Raw genomic sequence first — 19,835 nt, forward strand, 5'->3', positions numbered from 1 at the left:
GCTAGCCCTTCGCGTCCTTCAGGCAGTGGCGATAGGCGGACATCGCCTGGCCGTAGCTCATCTCGCCGACGAGGTCGCCGGGCCGCTGGGGCTTTACCGGTGCCGTGCAGACCGGCTGGGCCGGGACGCTGGCAGCAACCTTGACATCAGTCCTGACCACTGTGCCGGACTCGACGGCGGTGAGAACCAGGGTGCCTGTTCCCGCGGCCGCCCCTGCCGGAACCTTCAGGTCCACGGTGGCAGCGCCCGCAGTCACCGGCACGCTGCCAAGCACGGATACGGTGCCGGCGGCGTCCATGAACTCGGCACGCAGCGAGGTGTTCACCGGGCTGCCAAGCGACGTCAGGTCCAGTTTGGAAACGGCCAGGGTCATGGCGTCCCCGGACTTGACCTCGGCGGCCGTGGTGTTGACCACGGCTACGGAGCGGCGGGCAAAGTCCGGGGAAACCGGGCTATGTGCCTGCAGGTACTTGATCCACGCGTCACGGTCGATCAGTCCGGAGTCCTTGGTGTTGGCGCCTTCCTTGAAAATCCGGAAGTTGTCACCACCTTGGGCCAGGAAGCTGAACGTGCCCACGCGGTAGGACTTCGCGGGATCGATCAGGGCGCCGCCCACCCGGATCGAGGTGATGCGGTCACCGGCGGCGCGGGATGCGTCGTAGGTGTAATTGACGTTCTTGGACAGGCCCAACTGCAGGTAGGCACGGCTGGGGACCGTGCCGTCGGCGTTGGTCTGCCACTGCTGCTCCAGCAGGCTCTTGAACTGCGCACCGGTCAGCGATGTGGTCCAGAGGTTGTTCACGAACGGCAGTACTGCATTCGCCTCGGCATAGGTAATGGTGCCGTCCGGGGCGTAGTACAGCTCGTTGCGAAGGCCGCCGGCGTTGACGACGCCGATTTCCGCGCCTCCGAGGTTCGTGTCCTTGAGCGTGTCCACGAGCGAGTCCGCCACGAGGTTGCCCAGGGTGGATTCGCTGCCGCGGTCATCGCGCTTGGCCGGACCCCCAGCCGGGTCCGGGGTGAACGCCGTCGTGATGTCCTGGGTAACCGAACCGATGGGCTGGTTGCCAACCTCGGCCGCGGCCGCGAGGGCCTTCTTGACGATGGCGTCGACAGCAGCCACCCGCGGGTACGCGGCAACGAGGGCGGCAGCGGCATCAGTGGTGCGCTTGACGTTGCCGGCCTTGGAGGCGGTGACGTTCTTGGTGGCGGTGTCCACTGTCAGCTGGATCTGGCCGACGTTCTCGCCGTAGTTTCCGGTCTGGACGATCGGGCGGGTCTTGCCTGCCTGGCCCGGAACCGGGGCGTCCCAGGCGTATTCCTTGTGGGTGTGGCCGGTGAAGATGGCATCCACGTCTGCAGAAGTCTCATTAACCAGCTTGGCGAACGGGCCGCCGGCTGCGATTTCCTGCTCCAGGGTGGCGCCGTCCGGTGTTCCGGACCCGGCGCCGTCGTGGTTTTCAACGATGATCACCTCGGCGATGTTCTGCGCGGTGATCTTTGCCGCTGCACGGTTGATGGCCTCGACCGGGTCACCAAAGTCCAGGTCGGCGATTCCGCCGGGGCTCACCAGGGAGGGGACCTCCTGGGTGACGGTGCCGATGACGGCGACCTTGATCCCGTTCATGTCCAGCACGGTGTACTCGGGCAGGACCGGCTCGGCGGTGCCCTTCTTGTAGACATTGGCACCCAGGTACGGGAACTTGGCGTTGTTGCCGCCCGCAATAACGCGGTCGCGCAGATCTGCCCAGCCGCCGTCGAACTCGTGGTTGCCCACGGCGGAGGCTTTCAGCTCCAGGGCGTTGAGGACGTCGATGGTGGGCTGGTCCTTGGCGACTGCCGAGGCGAACAGCGAAGCGCCGATGTTGTCACCGGCGGACAGCAGGGCAGTCGCGCCGGGGGCTGCCGCGGCCTGCAGCTTTTCGATGGTTCCCGCGAACTGCACGGTGTTGGCATCGATGCGGCCGTGGAAGTCATTGATGCCCAGGAAATTCAGGTTAACGCTCGCCGGCGTGGCGGGAAGGTCCAGGCCCACCACCACGGGGTCGTGGTCGCTGGCACGGAACTGGTCCGGTGCGTAGTAGTTGGTGACGTTGTTGTTGAAGCGGCTGTACTCCAGCGCCACGGATTCCACGGAGTTGATGTTCCAGATGTCCGCGCCCGCGACGACGGCGTTGGCGGCCGGCGAGGCGAGGATGTGGTCCAGGGAGCCCACCAGGCCGCCGAAGAGGTAGGAGTGCTTCGCAGAACCGTCGGCGTTTTTGGCTTTCTCGTCCTGGTTGACGTAGCCGGCGGCGCGGAAGACGTTCATCGGGTCTTCGTGGGCGTACGAGTTGAAGTCGCCGATCAGGAACACCTTGTCGGTGCCCTTGGACTTCTGCAGTTCGTCCGAGAAGGCCAGCAGGGACTGCGCCTGGGCGGTGCGGGCGAGGTTTGACGCGCCCTGGCCCTTGTCAGTGTCCTCCGGAGTCGCTGCCGACCCCTTGGACTTGAAGTGGTTGGCGATGGCGATGAACTTCTTGTCATCGGCGGCACCGACGGGCTTGAAGGCCTGGGCGAGCGGCTTGCGGGCGCTGGCGAAGGCGGTGGTGTCGTTCAGGATGATCGACTCACCCACCGGCTCGGCGCTGGCTTTCTTGAAAATGAAGGCGGTGCGGATCATGTCTTCATCGGCCAGCGGGGGAGCGTTGGCGGGTGTGCGCACGTAGTCCCAGATGCCGGGGGTTTCAACGTTGAGGGCGTCCACCAGTTTGGCGAGGGCGTCGTCACGGTTCTTGCCGAACTGGGCGGAGTTTTCGACCTCCATCAGGGACACGACGTCGGCGCCGGACTTGGAGATGGCGGCGACGATCTTGTCCTGCTGGCGCTTGAAGTTCTCGGCGTTGGCGGCGCCGCGGACGTTGCAGCCGCCGCTGACGGTGATGGGATTGCCTGCGCGGTCCGTGTAGAACTTGCAGCCGGTGATCTGGTCACCGGTGGTGGGGAAGTAGTTCAGCACGTTGAAGGAGGCGATCTTCAGGTTGCCGCCCACGTTGGCCGGAGCGTCGGTGCGCGTGGCGCCGAAGCTGGCCGGCTGAACGGCGTCCTTGTTGGCCTCGGTGAGGTGGGTCAGCGGCTGCAACTTCCAGGCGTTGTTGGCGTAGCCGAGCACCACGTTCGTCTTGAACGTCACCGGAGAACCGACGCGGACGGGGTCCGTGGCGGTCAGGTACGGGAGTACCTGGGCTTTGGTGGTGGCGTCCTTGAGGAAGTTGGTGCTGGATCCGTCATCGAGTTTGATGCCGCGGGCTGCGTTGTCCGCCACGGCGGCGTTGTACTCGGCCGAACCGTAAGGCGCGACGGCGGTGGGCTGGACCAGGGTGGTGGTCCCGCCGGCCAGGCCGATCTCACCGTACTGATTCAGGCTGTAGTTGTCCGTGACGGTGACTGGTCCCTGCGGTGCCAGCAGCATTCCTTCGAGGGATTCCCGGAAGGTCTCGTTGGCCGGCAGTACGAAGGTGGTTGGCTTGACCTCGGGGGCTGCCTCGGTGAGCTTGGTGAGTCCTGCTGCGGCGGCGACGTTGAGCTGTGTCATGCCGAAGTACTCGCTGACCGTGCCGGTGACCTGGACGTAGTCTCCGGTCTGGACGGCGGCCGCAGTGGCGGGGGAGTACACAAAGATGCCGTCCGAGGCCGCGTGGTTGGTGGCCGTCAGATCACCGCCGGTGCCTGCGGTCTGGACGTAGTAGCCGTTGAGGCCGCCGGTGGGGAATACTGCGGTGACCTTGCCCGTCGTGGTGACGGTGGCTCCGGTCAGCGGGCTTTCGGCGCCGGTGCCCTGGATCTCTGCGATGGTCTTCAGGCCGGGGGCGCCAGGATCAACCGGCGGATCAACCGGAGGAGTCGCCGGACCGGAGCCCTGCGGGGTGATGGTGGCGCTGAGCGTGAAGTCCGCGGAGTTGTTGTTGGTGTCCGCGAAGTTGGTGCGGTTCAGGCTCTTGACGTCCGTGTTGCCCGACGGCGGCGTGGCGGCTTTGGTTTCGAAGGTGTTCGAGGTGCCGTACCCAAGCAGGTCTGCGATGCCGGCTGTCTCGATCACGGAGCCGGTGGCGAGCCCAGTCAGGGCGGTGGCTTGCTTCGCCAGGACAATCGTGCCAGTGGTGCCTGCGGGGTTGAAGTTGCTGGCTTCAACGTCTGCCGTGGGCAGCTCCTGTGCCGTTGAGGTGGCGCTGTTGGTGCTGCCCTTGACCAGGAAGTGGCCCTTCGCCGGAATGGAGCCGGCCAGGGGAGAAACTCCGCTGGGCGCCGCCGTGCCGGTGCCGGAACGGTACTGGACCGACCAGCCGTCCAGGGAAATGGGTGCGTCGGAGGTGTTGTACAGCTCGACGAACTTGTTCTTGAAGGCCGCACCGGCGCTGCCGCCACTGAGGTAGGCCTCATTGATGATGATGGGTGAGGTGCCGGCAGCAGCTGAGACCTCTGCTGCGGCGGGCACAGTTGCCAGCGGGGCTGCGATGAGCCCCACAGACAGCGCAGTGCCCAGCGCTAATTTCCAAGGTGTGTTTTGCATCCGCTCTAACTTTCATAGGGGTGTCCCGGATTGGGGACCCGATGGAGTGTGCCCGGGTTGTACCTACGGACGGGGAACCGGACTCCGCTCCTGGTCAAGTGGGGTCCGGCACAGCAAAGCAGCACTGGATGAACGCAGGGTTGATTCCCTATGTAGCGCTGATTGCGGCGTTGGGTTGCAGGGTTGAAAGGTGGCCGGCCACCCCCAGGTGACAGCCATCACAAAAGAATACCGGCCGGTAGCTTCGTGGGAAGCTGCCGGCCGGTATTTTCTCGAGGAAATTTACTTATGCAATGATCTTGAAGACGGCCCCGGTGGGGTCAGCGAGCGTGGCCATGCGTCCGAAGGGGGAGTCCTCGGCAGCATGGTGGACGGTGGCCCCAAGGCCAACTGCCTTCTCGACTGACGCATCGGCATCCGCCACGTGGAAGTAGACCTGCCAGTACGACGGAACTTCAGCCGGAAGCATGCCAGAGGCGTCCATGATGCCGGCCTTGGCGGAATCGCCGGAACCGAGGGTGGTGTAGCGGAACTCCGGCGTGTCACTCATGACCTCCGTCTCCCAGCCGAACACCTGCTGATAGAACTTCACGGCGGCGTCATAGTCCTTGGTCATCAGTTCGTGCCAGGCGGCAGTGCCAGGCTCGGCAACCACTTCATAGCCCCTCATTTCGCGGGGCTGCCACACGCCCACCGCCGCGCCCGAAGCGTCACCGAATATGGCCATGTGACCCTGTTCCGGAACATCCATGGGCGGCATGTAGACCTGGCCGCCGTTGGCGGTGACGGCCTCTGCAGTGGCTTCGGCGTCATCTGAGCGGAGGTACGTGGACCACATGTCGGGCATGCCTGCCTGAGACTCATCCTTCTGCATGAGGCCGGCCACCATCTTGCCGTTCTTCCGGGCGGTGGTGTAGCCGCCGTACTTCTCCTCGTCTCCGGTCTCGTATTCCCAGCCGAAGAGTTCACCGTAAAACTGGCGGGCTTGGGCGATATCTGACGTCATCAGGTCAATCCAGCAAGGTGCGCCGGGGGTGCTCTCGGGTGCAGGCATAGTGGACTCTTTCGTTGAAGGGGTGGCAACAGAAATGACCCTATGCCGGGGCACTGACAGTTTCAATGGCCGGGCCCAGCGAGGCGCAGCCAGGGCGCGCCTCGGCGTGAGGCCCGGAAACGACGGAACCCCGGTCTGCCATTGCTGGCAAACCGGGGTTCCTTTCGCGGAAGGTAAGAGATTCGAACTCTTGGTACGGGGTTACCGCACACTAGTTTTCAAGACTAGCTCCTTCGGCCGCTCGGACAACCTTCCCTAACGAGTAGTGTTTCATAGGCAGTTGGCTGCAACAAAACAGAGTCTGCCGTGCGTCCGGTGCAGACTGGTTCCGGGGCACGAATCAGCTAGGAAACGGGAGTGGCCATGAAAGCCGTCTACATTGCAGAACCTGGTGGTCCGGAGGTGCTGGAAGTCCGCGAAGTGGACGATCCGGTCCCCGGGCACGGCGAAGTGCTGATCGACGTCGTCGCCGCAGGCCTGAACCGGGCGGACGTGCAGCAGCGAAGGGGCTTTTATCCGCCGCCGCCGGGTGCGACCGAGATTCCCGGGCTCGAAGTTTCCGGCAGGATCGCGGGCTTCGGTCCCGGCGTCACCAAAGCCTTCTCGGTGGGGGACAAGGTGGTGGCCCTGCTGGCCGGCGGGGGTTACGCGGAGAAGGTTGCCGTACCGGCGGAGCAGGTCCTGAGGATCCCGGACGGTGTTGATCTGGTCACTGCTGCGTCCCTGCCGGAGGTGGCAGCCACGGTATATTCCAACCTGATCATGACTGCTCAGCTGCAGGCGGGCGAAACCGTTCTGATCCATGGCGCAACAGGGGGCATCGGCACCATGGCCATCCAGCTGGCCAAGGCCTTCGGCGCCAGGGTGGCTGCCACCGCGGGGACGGACGAGAAAGTGGGCACGGCCAAGGCGTTCCTGGGCGCGGACATTGCCATCAATTACACCGAGGAGGAATTTCCGGACAGCCTGCGCCGTCAGAACGGCGGCAAGGGTGCGGACGTGATCCTCGACGTGGTGGGGGCCAAGTACTTGTCGCAGAACGTCGATGCGCTCGCTGACTACGGCCGGTTGGTGGTCATCGGACTGCAGGGCGGGGTCAAGGGGGAGCTCGATCTGGGCCAGCTCCTGCGGAAGCGCGCTGCCGTTGTAGCCACGGCGTTGCGGCCGCGTCCGGTCGAAGAGAAGGGCGCCATCATGAATGCGGTGCGTGAGTCCGTGTGGCCGTTGATCGCCGACGGCAGGATCCGCCCCTTGGTGGCCAAGACCTTCCCGCTGGATCAGGTCAGCGAGGCTCACCGGTACTTCGACAGCGGCGATCACGTGGGCAAGATCCTCCTGGTGATGTAGCGGTCAAAGCTCGACGGCGTAAATACTGAGTATTGCCTGAGGGGGAAAGTCCGGTTAGGCTCGAACCATACGCGGTATGCACGGCGCTTGGGGGTCTGTGCCTGCCGATGCTGACGCCCCCGCCAGGAGACACATGTCCATCCGCCACAGCCTCCTCGCCCTGCTGCAGGACCAGCCACGATACGGCTACCAGCTTCGGGTCGAGTTCGAGAACCGCACCGGCGCCACCTGGCCGCTGAACATCGGTCAGGTCTACACCACCTTGGACCGGCTGGAACGTGACGGCCTGGTCAGCAACGACGGCGGCGACGGCGAAGGCCATGTGGTCTACAGCATCACCGCGGCCGGAAAGGCCGAGGTACAGGGCTGGTTCGCCGCCCCCGTGGAGCGCGCCAACCCGCCCCGCAACGAACTCGCCATCAAGCTCGCGCTCGCGGTGACTCTTCCCGGGGTGGATGTGCAGGCCGTCATCCAGGCCCAGCGGGCGGCGTCCATCCGGGCGCTGCAGGACTACACCAAGTCCCGGCGCGACACGGCCGCCACTCAGCGGGCGGCGGACACCGCCTGGCTGTTGGTGCTGGACTCGCTCATCTTTCAGACCGAAGCGGAGGTGCGCTGGCTGGACCTGTGCGAAGCGCGGATGGTGCAGCAGGCGCAGGCCGCCGGTCAGGGCGCCAACGGCCAGGCAAGTGCGCGTAACTTGTCCAACGGGGTCACCACGGAGGCTGCCCCGCTCTCTGCAGAGACGCGGCGATGAGCGTCCGGGGGCCGCAGCAGGTCCTGGAGCTCGCCAAGGTCAGCAGGACATTCGGGGAAGGAGCGACGGCGGTCGCAGCGTTGCGCGAGGTTGACCTCACGATCAGCGCGGGTGAGTTCGTCGCCGTCATGGGACCGTCCGGTTCCGGGAAGTCCTCGCTCCTGGCGCTCGCCGGGGGACTGGACCGGCCGACGTCGGGCGGCGTCTTTATCGAGTCGACGCCCCTGGGCGGGCTGGGACTGAACGAACTCGCGCGGCTGCGCCGCCGCGCCGTCGGCTATGTCTTCCAGGACTTCAACCTGGTGCCCACCCTGACGGCAGCCGAAAACGTGGCGCTGCCCCTGGAACTGGACGGGACTGCCGCCCGGAAGGCCCAACGCCAGGCGCTGGATGCTCTGCGGCAGGTGGGCATTCCGGAGCTTGCCGACCGGTTTATGGACCAGATGTCCGGCGGCCAACAGCAGCGCGTTGCCATCGCCCGGGCGATCGTGGGCGAGCGCCGGCTGATCCTGGCCGACGAGCCCACTGGGGCCCTGGATTCGACCACCGGCCACGGCGTGATGGAAGTGCTCCGCGGACGCGCGGATGCCGGGGCAGCAGTCATGCTGGTGACCCACGAGGCACGGCACGCGGCCTGGGCTGACCGCGTGGTTTTCCTGCGGGACGGCCGGATCGTGGATCAGGCTGCGGCCCTGCACGATCCCGCCGTACTGTTCGCCCGGACCGGCTCCTGACGTGGGGTTGGATTCGACGCCGAGGCTGGATCCGCGGCCGGCACTCGACCTCATCCCGGCACCGGGGGCGCGGCGGCACGCGTTCCGTGTGGCCTTGCGGATGGCGCGGCGCGATATCCGGCGCCATAAAGGGCGTTCGCTGCTGATCAGCCTGCTCATCATGCTGCCGGTGGCCGGGATGACGGGCGCGCTCACGCTGTTCGAAAGCACGCGAGAGACCGCGGCTGAACGGGTGGAGTACCAGCTCGGCGCCACACAGGCGCGGTACCGGGTCATGGCCGTGCCGAACGGCAGCCTGGTCCAGGACCCGGTTGACGAGACCAGGATCCTCTCGACCAGCTGGGACAGGGATCCCGGCTTCACGCCGAAGGATCCCCGTGAACTGGTCCCCGCAGGCTATGACGTCCTCGCCGAAGCGACCCTCGATCTCACTGCAGCGTCCGGGGCGGCAGAGGTGCCGCTGATCGGCCGGGCTGTGGACGCATTGGCTCCGGAGTTCGCCGGAAAATACACGTTGCTGGACGGGAAAGCACCCGCCAACGACACCGAGATCCTCGTCTCGCCCGGGCTCCTGGAGCGGTTCGGGAGGCGACTGGGGGAGGAGCTCTCAACCTCGGCCGGAACATTCGTCGCGGTAGGGACACTCCGTGACGCCGGCTATTCGGACAGCAATTCGATCGCCTATCTTAAACCCGGGCAAGGAACGGTAGTCAGCCGGGGCGCGGTGGTCAGCCAGGATGCAGCAGACTCTTCGGACCGATCCGTAGCAACGTCAGCCGCGGCGGCAACCAGCAACTCAACCGTCTACTACCTTGTGGGCGACGAACCGGTCACCTGGGGGCAGGTCCGGGAGGCGAACATGGCGGGAGTCGCCGTGCTGTCCCGATCGGTGGCGCTGAACCCGCCGTCGGCAGACCAGCTCGGATTGGACAACGTGGCGGGAGCCTCCACCATGTCCATTCCGCTGGCCGCCTACGCCGGTGGGGCCCTCCTCGGTGCGCTGGCTCTGTTGGAGGTGGGCTTGCTGGCTGGCGCAGCCTTCGCTGTCGGCGCCAAGGGCCAGATCCGGGATCTGGCCCTGCTGGCCGCGACCGGCGCCGAGGCTCCCACCATCCGGTCGGTGGTGATGGCGGCCGGCCTGTGGCTTGGCGGCATCGGTGTGGCTGCCGGCGCCGCGGTGGGGCTGGCTGCTGCGGCCGGGGTGGTGATGGTGGCCCGTTTGAACGGCTCGGTCCGGTTCCCGGGGTTTCATCCGGAACCGTTGCTTACCCTGGCGGTCATGGCCATGGGATTTGCGGCGTGTCTCCTGGCCGCGCTGGCTCCTGCACGGCAGGTGGCCCGCCAGGCCGTCCTGGGTGCACTGAAATCCGGGCGCGCACCGCAGGGTTCCGGCCGGCGGCCCACGGCTTTGGGTGCTGTCCTGCTGCTGGTGTCAGCCGCCGCGTTAGGTGCCGGCAGTTGGCTTGCCTTCACCAGCGACGACCCGGACGTTTTTGCCGCCCGGACGCCGGTCATCGCCTGGCTGATGCTGGGCGGAGCGGTCCTTGCCGTCACGTCCCTTGTCCTGCTCACGGGCACCGTCGTCGGCTTCCTGGCCGGACAGGCCGGACGGCTGCCGCTTGCCGGGCGCATGGCTGCCCGTGACTCGTCCCGCAACCGCAGCCGCACTGTTCCGGCTGTTGCCGCCGTACTGGCTGCCGCCACCCTGGCCAGCGCGGGCATGGTCCTGGCAGCCAGCCAACAGGCGAACGATCAGCAAAACCATCAGTGGTCCGCGCTGAAGAACCAGGGTGTCCTCCCGCTGTTGATCGAACAACCGCTGCCTGACGGAACCAGGCAGGCACCGGGTCGGGTTGATCCCGAAGCGGTAGAGACAGCCCTGCGGGGCGCCGTGGACACGGTCGAGTGGACCCACGTCCTGCGAGCGCCCGCCATCCGGGACTGCGAAATGAGGCCGGACCTCATCGAAGGGACGCCGGCGCAGACCCCTGCGTCGAGCTGCCTGGAGTATGCGTTGGCCGTCCCGGCGCGCAATGAGTGCCCGGCGAGCGCCGGCCAGCGTGTCCTCGATCCGGAGGACTGGCGCTGCCGGGGGCCCATGCGGCCGTACCCGGGCCATGGCAGCGCCGGCTCCATGGTCATCGGAACGGCGGCGGACGTGGAAAAGCTGCTGGGTAAGGCTCCGACGGCGGAGGCACGGGAGGTGCTGGCCTCGGGCGGCATGGTGGTCACCAACCCGGTGTTCGTCCGCGACGGGAAAGTGTCGCTGGTGGCCCAGGACGTTCGCCGGCCGGCGCCCAGCCTCCCCGGCGTGGCACTCTTCCAGGGATACGTGGAGACCGGACGCACTGAGGTGGCAGCCGCCGTCGTGGAGCCGGACGTCAACGTGCCCTATTACGGAATCGTGTCGCCGGAAGCCGCGGCAGCGGCCGGAATGCAGGCTGCAGACGGGGCCCTGCTGGTCCAGCTCAGCGCCTACCCGGATGCTGCCCAGTCGGACGCCCTGGCCTCTGCCTTCGCCAGTGTAAGCCAGAGCCGGTACGGGTTCATCTACGTGGAGCCCGGCGCCGAACGGGACGCATCACTGATCCTCTGGTCCATCGTTGGCCTCGGGGCGCTGATCACCCTTAGCGCCGCTGGCATAACCACAGGGCTGTCCATGGCAGATTCGCGTAAGGACCACGTGACGCTTGCCGGCGTGGGTGCCGCCCCGCGGCTGCGGAAGGCGCTCGCCGGTTCCCAGGCGTTAATGACTGCAGGCCTCGGAACTGTGCTGGGAAGCGTTGCCGGTATTGCCCCTGCTCTGCTGCTGGTGACGGCCACGGGGATGGCGCGTACCGCCGTCGTGCCTTGGCTGCAACTGGCTGCGCTGCTGGTGGCGGTGCCGCTGACCGGCGCTGCCCTGGCCTGGCTCTTTAGTCGGGCGAAGCTGCCGGCCTCGCGCCGCGAGGCGGGGACCTGACAACGGACGGGGCGGGGCAGCAGCCGGAATCCGTTACAGACTTGGGCCTTTTGGATTGGCGGTGGCAGGCCTACGGTAAGAGGCAAGAGGTCTGTCACTGAGCGCCTCCAGCCTGCCGTTCACCGCACGGATGCGCGGCCCTGGCATGGGGCCGCCTTCGCGGTAGTGCCGCGTTGGTAGGGTGCCTTGGAGTAACCGACTGAAGCAGGAATTCTCAAGGAGGAGACATGGCCACCAGGCCTGAGGAACCGGCAGGTTCAGCAAAACGGGGCGGACCGCTGACCGCCAATTCAGAACTTCCGCCCACCGCGGTGGATCCGGCGGTCGCCGAAGCTGAAGACAGGAAATGGACGCCGGCAAAGATCGCCCTCTGGGCAGCCATTGCACTGCTCGGTGGTGTGGCCTGGTTCATGGTGGCCATCATCCGCGGCGAAACGGTGAACGCCATCTGGTTCGTGTTCGCCTCGGTCTGTACGTACCTGATCGGTTACCGCTTCTACTCCAAGGTGATCGAGCGGTACATCACCAAACCCGATGATCGCCGCGCCACACCTGCCGAGTACAAGGCCGACGGAAAAGACTATGTCCGGACGGACCGCAACGTCCTGTTCGGCCACCACTTTGCCGCCATTGCCGGCGCAGGCCCCCTCGTCGGTCCGATCCTCGCCGCCCAGATGGGCTACCTGCCGGGAACAATCTGGATCATCATCGGTGTTGTCCTGGCCGGCGCAGTTCAGGACTACGTGGTCATGTTCTTCTCCATGCGCCGCGGCGGCCGCTCCCTGGGCCAGATGGCCCGCGAAGAACTCGGTGTCATCGGTGGCACGGCTGCACTGATTGCCACACTCCTGATCATGGTCATCATCGTCGCGATCCTCGCCCTCGTGGTGGTCAACGCCCTGGCGGAAAGTCCCTGGGGTGTCTTCTCGGTGGGCATGACCATCCCGATCGCCCTCTTCATGGGCGTCTACCTCCGCTTCCTCCGCCCCGGCAAGATCATGGAAGTATCCCTGATCGGCTTCGTGCTGCTGATGGCGGCCATCATTGGCGGCGGCCTGGTGGCCAATACCGAGTGGGGTGCCGCGTTCTTCACCCTGGACAAGGTCACCATCGCCTGGGGTCTCATCGTTTACGGCTTCATCGCCGCCATCCTTCCCGTATGGCTGCTGCTGGCACCGCGTGACTACCTGTCTACCTTCATGAAAATCGGCGTGATCGTCATGCTGGCGCTGGCCATCATCGTGGTCCGCCCGGAGATCACCGTCCCGGCCTTCAGCGAGTTCGCCAGCAGGGACAACGGACCGGTCTTCCCTGGTGCCGTGTTCCCGTTCCTGTTTGTCACCATCGCCTGCGGCGCCCTGTCCGGTTTCCATGCCCTGATCTCGTCCGGCACCACGCCGAAGCTGATTGAGAAGGAACGCCAGACGCGCTACATCGGCTACGGCGGCATGCTCATGGAGTCCTTTGTGGCCATCATGGCGCTGGTCGCGGCCATCTCCATTGATCGCGGGCTCTATTTCGCCATGAACTCGCCCGCCGCACTCACCGGCGGGACGGTGGAAACCGCGGCCACATGGGTCAACAGCCTGGGACTGTCCGGCGTGAACATAGGCCCGGACCTGCTTGCCGAGACGGCAAAGAACGTCGGCGAAGAAACCATCGTCTCCCGCACCGGCGGCGCACCCACCCTTGCGGTGGGGCTCGCCCACATCATGCAGCAGTTCATCGGCGGTACGGCAATGATGGCCTTCTGGTACCACTTCGCCATCATGTTCGAGGCACTGTTCATTCTGACCGCCGTCGACGCCGGAACGCGCGTCGCGCGCTTTATGCTGCAGGATTCCATCGGCAACTTTGCCCCGAAGTTCAAGGAGCATTCATGGCGTCCCGGCGCCTGGCTGTGCACCGCCATCATGGTGGCCGCCTGGGGGCTGGTGCTCCTGATGGGCGTGACGGATCCCCTCGGTGGAATCAACACGCTGTTCCCGCTGTTCGGCATCGCCAACCAGCTGCTGGCGGCCATTGCGCTGTCGGTGTGCCTGGCCATCGTGGCGAAACGGGGTAACTTCAAGTACCTGTGGATCGTCGGTGTGCCGCTGGCGTTTGCGGCCGTTGTGACCATCACCGCGAGCTACCAGAAGATCTTCTCGTCCACGCCCGCCGTCGGCTACTTCGCCAACAACGCGGCGTTCAGCAAGGCACTCGCGGACGGTAAAACCCAGTTCGGCACAGCCAAGAGCGTTGCCGCCATGGAAGCCGTGGTTCGCAACACCGCCATCCAGGGCTGGCTGTCAGTGATCTTTGTGGTGCTCAGCATCATCGTGATCGCCATGGCCGTCGTGGCAACCATCAAGGCCTACCGGAACCAGCAGGCTGGCATCCCCAACGAGGACAACGAGGACCAGGCCCGTCCCTCCCGCGTCTTCGCTCCCGCCGGCCTGATTCCCACGGCAGCCGAAAAGGAACTGCTGGCCGAATGGAACAAGCTGCCGGCCGAACTGCGGTTTGAAAGGGCGGGTCACAACTGATGACCGCAGGCCTGGCCGCAGTTGCCAGCGGCTTCCGGGGTTTTGCCCGGTACCTGGGCGGCGTCATGGGGGCGGATGCGTATGCCAAGTACCTCGAGCACTACCAGGCGGCCGGACACCAGGAGCCGCCGCTGACGGAGCGGGAGTTTTGGCGGGACTACACGGACCGCCAGGACTCCAACCCGCAGGGCCGGTGCTGCTGAACGTGCCGTGCGGCGTCATCGACTGGACCCGGCGCCGCCGGCGCGTGAGAGTATGAACGCATGAGCGATCCGAACGACACTCAGCCTGAGGACATTCCGGTAGAGGGCACCACCCTCGACAACGGCGGCCCGGCCGAGCCGGCTGCGGCCGGGCCTGTTTCAACTGGCCCGGCTGCTGCCGGCCCCAAGGCTGGTCCGGCCAAGCGCAGCAACCTCCAGGACCTGGTGGACGAACCCGCGAAAGTCATGCGGATCGGCACCATGATCCGGCAACTCCTGGAAGAAGTTAAGGCAGCCCCGCTGGACGACGCGGCGCGCGGACGCCTGGCGGAGATCCACGAGCGTTCCATCAAGGAACTGGAGGACGGGCTTGCGCCGGAGTTGGTGGCGGAGCTGGAACGGATAAATCTCCCTTTTCCGGACGATGCCACGCCGTCGGACGCAGAGCTCCGGATTGCCCAGGCTCAGCTAGTGGGCTGGCTGGAGGGCCTCTTCCACGGCATTCAAACGGCCATCGCTGCCCAGCACGCAGCGCGGGAACATGCCGTGGCGCAGATGCAGCTGAAGCAGTTGCCGCCGGGCACCGTGATTGCTCCGGGGGTTGTCATCGGGGAAAACGGAGAGCCGCAGCGGGCCACTGCCGGACAGCGTCCCGGCGCGGCCACGCCAGGCCGGCCGGAGGACCCGGACCACGGCCCCGGACAGTACCTCTAGGTTCTTCGTGGGATTCTTTACTGCCGCCCGTCAAGGGCGCAAGGATGATGCGGAGCTCGGCAAGGGCCTGTGGCGCCGCGCCCACGACCGCTTCCACAGGGGACTGGACCGCTATCACCAGGTCCTTGAGGGTGTGGAAGACGATCAGCTTTACGCCGAACTGGTGGAGATCGCCAATGAACTGACGGGGCTCCTGGAACGTGTCCGTACAGTCTGCATAGAGGCCCAGCGGCGGTCACCCAGCGACGGGCTCGACATCCCGGGGGCGTTGGCCGGCGTCCACCGGTCGTTGTCCAAAGCCGGCAACTCGCTGGCCACCACCGCCGAGGCCGCCGCCATGCTGCGGCTCGCCGTCGGCCCTGTCCCGGTGGGGGCAGCGTCCGTGCGCCGCCGGGCCGAATCGGTGTTCGAGCAGGTGGCCGACGCCGAGCGTCGCCTCGCAGAGGATGCCGCGGCTGGCCGCCCCGAGACTCTTTCCGGCTGACGCCCCGCCGTCGGCATGGCCCGCCGGCGTGGCGCGCCTGACGGCGCCCGCCAGAGCAGGGCGGGAAGCCTTAGGCGGCGATCCGAGCCTGTTCTATGGCGATTTCGTCGATGACTGCCCATGATTGCTCGCCAGCGCACTGCCGGCTGGCGAAACGCTCGGCATCCGGCCGGGAGTCGAAGCTTTCATTGCGGATCCGGCCACAGTCGGCGTCGAAGTACGTGACGTGAAATTCGTAAGCGACGTTGTTTTCCATAAATCAAGTGTGCAACCGGGGTCTGACAATCACCGGTCATCAGTCCCGCGTGTTGCCCAGCCGGAGTACCCGTTCCTGCGCGAGCACGGCTGAACGCTGTGCTTTTTCGGCCGCCCGTGACGCCTGCTTTGCTTCGGCAGCTGCCGTGGACAGCCACTTCCGGGCACTGTCCAGCTGTTCCTCGGCGGCCTTCAGCCGTGCCCGGAGATCCCTGGTTTCGCGGGTCAGCCCGGCAACTTCCTCTTCTGTCTCCGCTAGCTGATCCTGCCGTTCCGTTGCCAGGCGGACAGCCTCCTCCTCCGCCGCCTTGGCGTCAGCCAGAACGGCCTTGGCCTTCTCCAAAGCAGAAGGGGACGTCCGCCGCGGAGTCTCCCGGACAGCCTTGAGGCGCGGCTGGGCCGGAGGCTGGCGCCTGGCGCCTGCCGCCGTCGGGCGCTGTTCTTGTTCGTGCTCCGGGGGCGGTTTAGGGGAGGAGCGCGGTTCTGGCAATGCCCCGGGGACGGCCACGGCGCCGTCGAGATCCACCGTGTCCACGCCGTCGGCGGACAGTGTCTGGACCAGCAACCCGCTTTGCACTGCGGCCGCTGCCCCTTCGTCTGTGATCAACGCACCAAGCGTCCGCTCGACGTCGGTGGCGATCGGAGCGCTGATGGCGCGTCCGTTACGTTCCGCGACGGAACGGGCGGTGTCGACGGCGTCGCTGAGCATGGCGCGGCGCTCCCGTGCCAGTTCGCGGAGGGCAGTGGCATCAAAAGATGACTGTGCGGCGCGCATCCGCTGACCGAGGTCGGCGAGTTGCGCGAGTACCGCGGACTCGTGCACCGCCATCATGTTAACGGCCCAGGCCGCCACTGAGGGCTTTGGCAGGGCTTTGACGGCTGCAGGAAGTTCCTTCCCTGAACCGGTGGCTGCCTTGGCCGCGGCAGTCCTGGCCGCCATGAACTCGTCAAATGGCAGGGCGTACAGGTCCACCGCGATGGCCGTGAGCGCCTTGTCATCCATGGAGGCCATCATAGGGGGAGTCCGCGGCACACCCTCGTATGCGCCCCGCCTAGACTGGCCGCCTGAGACGAGTGTGGGGGCTTGTTATATGGCTGGCGGTCCTGCTATTGGGCGTTTGGCTTTCGGTAGCCAGCTGCTGGCCCTTCAGGGGCGTGCAGGTACCCGCCGGGGTCCCCTGCGGCGTACCTTCAGTCTTCCCGGGCCGCTGGGCCCGCTCCTCCTCCCGGCGCCATGAGCACTCCGACGTGGAGCTCTCACCCCTGACCGCCGTTCAGCGCGGCCAAGCAGGCCAAGCATGAACGAAATAATTGCCACCCAGAGTACTGCCGTGGCGAGGACGATACAGATCAAGATCAGAGAATTCATCTGGGGCCCTTGGGACGTAGCTGGAAAGTGTGTACGGTTGGTCGCTGGTTTACGCAACGTATTTCTGCAGCAGGTCCGTAGTCTGCCGGCCGCACTTGGTGATCCTGGAGATATTGGCGGCGGCCAACTGCGGCAGCAGCCTGGCAGGCTCGGCATGGCGGGTGTCCACGCGGAGGGAGTGTTCGAGATCGGTCGCAAACTCGGCAAGGCGTTCCGCCCCCACCATCTGGCTGGACGACTTAAGGCTGAGAACCGCGTCGAGTGCGCCCCTCAGATCGCCTGTGGTCAGTGTAAGGCGGACCTTTTCAGCCCTGTCAGGCAGCAGCGCAATGAAGTTGAGGACGAAGAGCTTACAGACATCTTCGTCGTCGAGCCCGTCCCGCAGCTTTTGCAGAACTGCCCGATCCAATAGCGGTAATGCGTTGGCGTCCATAATTCCCCCGAGCCTCGACGTACCTATCTACGCCCCCCAGGACTTGTAATGGACGCTACTGGCTCGAGCAGGTGAAAACACGAGTAGGTTGTACTCGATTTTCCCCACGGCTACACCCGAATTACTCGTCAATGACGGGGTGCCAACTGACTGGCCGCCGCGCACGCGAGGCAGTGCTGCAGTGCCTCGGCAGGGGACAGGACGAGGTCTGGGCAGTGATTCAGGCGCGGCCGTACGACGTAAGGCCCGGCGGGTGCCGGCGGGCCGTTAGGACGCGCCGGTCCCAGCGTGGTTCCGGCACCGATGCCGGCTATGCATGTTTACTGCTGCAGGGGGAGATGGGCAATGCCTGTCCGGCTCCGCACACATGGACCGGACGGCTCGCGGTCCCAAAACGCCTCAAGAAGAAGGTATTCAGTGCAGAAAGCCAGGCCACCGGCACTTGCGATGGCGCTGATTGCGGTCCTGGGCAGCGCGTTTGTGAGCGTCAGCAGCGCTCATGCCGCACCCCAGGTCAGCAACCCCTGTCAGCGGCTCTCTGCCGGGCAGGTCAAATACTCAAGCTTCGGCGCCAGCCGGGTGACCTTCGCGACCGCTGAGACCCGCGAATCGAACCGCGTCACCATCACCGGCTGCGTGCGCTTGGGCGACGGCTACGTCCAGGAATGGCAGGACTGGGGCTACGCCGGGCTAAAGGGCTTCGCCCCGCCAGGACTCACGTGGGAAGACACCTTCAAGTCCCCCCCCCGGGTCCTACAGCGTGACCGAAGCACTCGGCCGCTCCAACCCCGGTACAGCCCTGGCTTACCACACCCTCAATCCGAACTCCCGCTGGGGCGGCGAATACGGGGCCACGTACAACCAGTACTTTGAGGGCAGTGGCGGCCCTTCCGACGAGAACCTCTACACCTACATGAACCAGGGCTATTACGAGCAGGCCGCGGTCATCAACTACAACCGCCAGCCGGACATGCCGGTGACGCAGGGTGCCTCCTATGCGATCTTCCTCCACGCCGGCCGCACCACATCCGCCGGCTGCCTCTCCACCAGCCTTGATATCGTCAACCGGTTCGTGCGGACCAGCCGGCCCGGGGACCGGATCATCATGGGTGCCGTGGACGACATTTTCACCCCTTTCTCGTCCAATCCGTGGGGAGCCATCTCGGCGAAGTACGCGCAGACGGGTGGACCCGCAGGGGGAATGGGAAGCCCGACCTCCGATGAAATCGGGGGATTGAAGAACGGCGGCGCCTTCCAGAACTACCAGGGCGGCGCCATTATTTGGTCCCCGGCCACCGGAGCCCGCATTTCGCGCGGGGCCATCCGCGGCGCCTGGGCTTCGCAGAACTTCGAATATGGTCCCCTCGGGTACCCTACGAGCGACGAAGTCGGCGGACTGCGGGCCGGCGGAGTCTTCCAGAATTACGAGGGCGGGGCCATCCTTTGGTCACCAGCCAGCGGCGCCCACATTTCGTCCGGCCCGATCCGGGACAAGTACGCCACCTTGGGTTTTGAGAACAGCGGACTCGGGTATCCGGTCACCGAGGTAATCACCGGGATGAAGGAAGGCGGAACGTTCCAGAATTATCAGGGCGGTGCCATCATCTGGCACCCTTCCTACGGTGCCCGGCTGTCCGTTGGTGCGATCCGGAATGTATGGGCCTCCCAAAACTTTGAACACGGACCTTTGGGATTCCCCACAACAGATGAATACGCGGCCCCCAGCGGTCTGGCCCAGAACTATCAGGGCGGCGTCATCTATTTCACCCCCGGCGTCGACACCTTCGCTGTCAGCGGTGAAATCTTCAGGAAGCATGAATCGATGAACCGGTCCCTGGGTTACGCTGCCAGCCCCCAGGTTGCCATCAAGGACGGCGGATATTACCAGAATTTCCAGAGAGGCTCCATCCTCTGGTCGCCGGCGACCGGAGCACACGTCTCCATCGGCGGAACACGGGATGCATGGGCCAGGGCAGGCTTCGAGAACGGAGTGCTTGGCTACCCGACATCCGATGAGCTGCCCGTAAAGGACGGCGTCTACCAGACGTACCAAGGGGGGGGTCATCTACTGGACGCCACCCCTCGCCGGCCACACTATGGCATCCGACTATCAGGCCAAGTTCGACGCCTCGGGCGGACTAGCCACCTTGGGGTTCCCCGCGTCCGACAAGGTGGTCGGTCTCAAGGAGGGCGGTTCTTTCCAGAACTTTGAGAACGGTGCCCTGATCGCCAGCCCTGCAACCGGAATCCGCCTCTCCACGGGCAAGACACGGGACGCCTGGGCTGCTACAGGCTTCGAGTGGGGAAAGCTCGGCTACCCCACCACGGACAATTACACCACTGCCGACGGTAGCGTCGTCCGGGACTACCAAGGCGGACGCATCACTGTAGCCGCTGACGGCACTGCCCGGATCGACTACGGGGTTCCATCCAAGCCCTAAGGTCA

15 protein-coding genes and 1 tRNA gene are annotated in these 19,835 nt (G+C 65.7%); 10 read left to right on the forward strand and 6 right to left on the reverse strand.

The features are described 5' to 3' along the window. Window position 1: 1 nt before the first annotated feature. The 3 genes from AB4Y73_RS16380 to AB4Y73_RS16390 all read right to left on the reverse strand — a co-directional run bounded on the left by AB4Y73_RS16380 (window position 2) and on the right by AB4Y73_RS16390 (window position 5,858). Window positions 2-4,549, reverse strand: a complete 4,548-nt coding sequence (locus AB4Y73_RS16380) for an ExeM/NucH family extracellular endonuclease (protein WP_441872955.1) — start codon at window positions 4,547-4,549, stop codon at window positions 2-4. Window positions 4,550-4,835: 286 nt separating this feature from the next. Then, window positions 4,836-5,603 (reverse strand): VOC family protein, encoded by a 768-nt coding sequence (locus AB4Y73_RS16385; protein WP_441872957.1) that lies wholly within the window; start codon window positions 5,601-5,603, stop codon window positions 4,836-4,838. Window positions 5,604-5,770: 167 nt separating this feature from the next. Then, window positions 5,771-5,858: transfer RNA gene (locus tag AB4Y73_RS16390), tRNA-Ser, on the reverse strand. Between the two features lie 108 nt (window positions 5,859-5,966). On the opposite strand from AB4Y73_RS16390, the gene AB4Y73_RS16395 reads away from it, so the two are divergent. The 8 genes from AB4Y73_RS16395 to AB4Y73_RS16430 all read left to right on the forward strand — a co-directional run bounded on the left by AB4Y73_RS16395 (window position 5,967) and on the right by AB4Y73_RS16430 (window position 15,332). Continuing rightward, the gene (locus AB4Y73_RS16395) at window positions 5,967-6,950 is read left to right on the forward strand and encodes an NAD(P)H-quinone oxidoreductase (RefSeq protein ID WP_441872959.1); all 984 of its coding nucleotides are present in this window, start codon (window positions 5,967-5,969) and stop codon (window positions 6,948-6,950) included. Window positions 6,951-7,083: 133 nt separating this feature from the next. Then, a complete protein-coding gene (locus AB4Y73_RS16400) occupies window positions 7,084-7,707 on the forward strand; it encodes a PadR family transcriptional regulator (RefSeq protein ID WP_441872961.1) in 624 nt (207 codons plus the stop codon). Then, window positions 7,704-8,441, forward strand: a complete 738-nt coding sequence (locus tag AB4Y73_RS16405; RefSeq protein ID WP_441872963.1) for an ABC transporter ATP-binding protein — start codon at window positions 7,704-7,706, stop codon at window positions 8,439-8,441. The genes AB4Y73_RS16400 and AB4Y73_RS16405 overlap by 4 nt, the downstream gene beginning before the upstream one ends. 1 nt (window position 8,442) lies before the next feature. Beyond that, the gene (locus AB4Y73_RS16410) at window positions 8,443-11,403 is read left to right on the forward strand and encodes an FtsX-like permease family protein (RefSeq protein WP_441872965.1); all 2,961 of its coding nucleotides are present in this window, start codon (window positions 8,443-8,445) and stop codon (window positions 11,401-11,403) included. Window positions 11,404-11,630: 227 nt separating this feature from the next. Beyond that, a complete protein-coding gene (locus AB4Y73_RS16415) occupies window positions 11,631-13,931 on the forward strand; it encodes a carbon starvation CstA family protein (RefSeq protein ID WP_441872967.1) in 2,301 nt (766 codons plus the stop codon). Next, window positions 13,931-14,134 carry a YbdD/YjiX family protein gene (locus AB4Y73_RS16420; protein ID WP_441872969.1) on the forward strand — a complete coding sequence of 68 codons (204 nt, stop codon included), beginning with the start codon at window positions 13,931-13,933 and terminating at the stop codon, window positions 14,132-14,134. The genes AB4Y73_RS16415 and AB4Y73_RS16420 overlap by 1 nt, the downstream gene beginning before the upstream one ends. A gap of 60 nt (window positions 14,135-14,194) precedes the next feature. Then, window positions 14,195-14,848 carry a bacterial proteasome activator family protein gene (locus AB4Y73_RS16425; RefSeq protein WP_441872971.1) on the forward strand — a complete coding sequence of 218 codons (654 nt, stop codon included), beginning with the start codon at window positions 14,195-14,197 and terminating at the stop codon, window positions 14,846-14,848. A 7-nt stretch (window positions 14,849-14,855) separates the two neighbouring features. Next, a complete protein-coding gene (locus AB4Y73_RS16430) occupies window positions 14,856-15,332 on the forward strand; it encodes a hypothetical protein (protein WP_441872973.1) in 477 nt (158 codons plus the stop codon). Window positions 15,333-15,402: 70 nt separating this feature from the next. Here the strand turns inward: AB4Y73_RS16430 and AB4Y73_RS16435 are convergent, their stop codons facing one another. The 3 genes from AB4Y73_RS16435 to AB4Y73_RS16445 all read right to left on the reverse strand — a co-directional run bounded on the left by AB4Y73_RS16435 (window position 15,403) and on the right by AB4Y73_RS16445 (window position 17,389). Next, a complete protein-coding gene (locus AB4Y73_RS16435; RefSeq protein WP_441872975.1) occupies window positions 15,403-15,588 on the reverse strand; it encodes a hypothetical protein in 186 nt (61 codons plus the stop codon). 39 nt (window positions 15,589-15,627) lie between these two features. Next, window positions 15,628-16,590, reverse strand: a complete 963-nt coding sequence (locus tag AB4Y73_RS16440; protein ID WP_441872977.1) for a hypothetical protein — start codon at window positions 16,588-16,590, stop codon at window positions 15,628-15,630. Window positions 16,591-17,005: 415 nt separating this feature from the next. Beyond that, window positions 17,006-17,389 (reverse strand): Hpt domain-containing protein, encoded by a 384-nt coding sequence (locus tag AB4Y73_RS16445; protein ID WP_441872979.1) that lies wholly within the window; start codon window positions 17,387-17,389, stop codon window positions 17,006-17,008. Between the two features lie 760 nt (window positions 17,390-18,149). On the opposite strand from AB4Y73_RS16445, the gene AB4Y73_RS16450 reads away from it, so the two are divergent. Continuing rightward, on the forward strand, window positions 18,150-19,601 hold the full coding sequence (locus tag AB4Y73_RS16450) for a hypothetical protein (protein WP_441872981.1): 1,452 nt from the start codon (window positions 18,150-18,152) through the stop codon (window positions 19,599-19,601). After that, window positions 19,561-19,830 (forward strand): LGFP repeat-containing protein, encoded by a 270-nt coding sequence (locus AB4Y73_RS16455; RefSeq protein ID WP_441872983.1) that lies wholly within the window; start codon window positions 19,561-19,563, stop codon window positions 19,828-19,830. The genes AB4Y73_RS16450 and AB4Y73_RS16455 overlap by 41 nt, the downstream gene beginning before the upstream one ends. Window positions 19,831-19,835: the final 5 nt, after the last annotated feature.

This window comes from Pseudarthrobacter sp. TAF60_1, assembly GCF_052113505.1.
In the GTDB taxonomy this organism is placed as follows: Bacteria; Actinomycetota; Actinomycetes; order Actinomycetales; family Micrococcaceae; genus Arthrobacter.

Bases quoted from the DNA above. Each gene is read 5' to 3' on its own strand.
- AB4Y73_RS16380 (WP_441872955.1), bottom strand. From the start codon at position 4,549: ATGCAAAACACACCTTGGAAATTAGCGCTGGGCACTGCGCTGTCTGTG.
- AB4Y73_RS16385 (WP_441872957.1), bottom strand. From the start codon at position 5,603: ATGCCTGCACCCGAGAGCACCCCCGGCGCACCTTGCTGGATTGACCTG.
- AB4Y73_RS16395 (WP_441872959.1), top strand. From the start codon at position 5,967: ATGAAAGCCGTCTACATTGCAGAACCTGGTGGTCCGGAGGTGCTGGAA.
- AB4Y73_RS16400 (WP_441872961.1), top strand. From the start codon at position 7,084: ATGTCCATCCGCCACAGCCTCCTCGCCCTGCTGCAGGACCAGCCACGA.
- AB4Y73_RS16405 (WP_441872963.1), top strand. From the start codon at position 7,704: ATGAGCGTCCGGGGGCCGCAGCAGGTCCTGGAGCTCGCCAAGGTCAGC.
- AB4Y73_RS16415 (WP_441872967.1), top strand. From the start codon at position 11,631: ATGGCCACCAGGCCTGAGGAACCGGCAGGTTCAGCAAAACGGGGCGGA.
- AB4Y73_RS16420 (WP_441872969.1), top strand. From the start codon at position 13,931: ATGACCGCAGGCCTGGCCGCAGTTGCCAGCGGCTTCCGGGGTTTTGCC.
- AB4Y73_RS16425 (WP_441872971.1), top strand. From the start codon at position 14,195: ATGAGCGATCCGAACGACACTCAGCCTGAGGACATTCCGGTAGAGGGC.
- AB4Y73_RS16435 (WP_441872975.1), bottom strand. From the start codon at position 15,588: ATGGAAAACAACGTCGCTTACGAATTTCACGTCACGTACTTCGACGCC.
- AB4Y73_RS16440 (WP_441872977.1), bottom strand. From the start codon at position 16,590: ATGGATGACAAGGCGCTCACGGCCATCGCGGTGGACCTGTACGCCCTG.
- AB4Y73_RS16445 (WP_441872979.1), bottom strand. From the start codon at position 17,389: ATGGACGCCAACGCATTACCGCTATTGGATCGGGCAGTTCTGCAAAAG.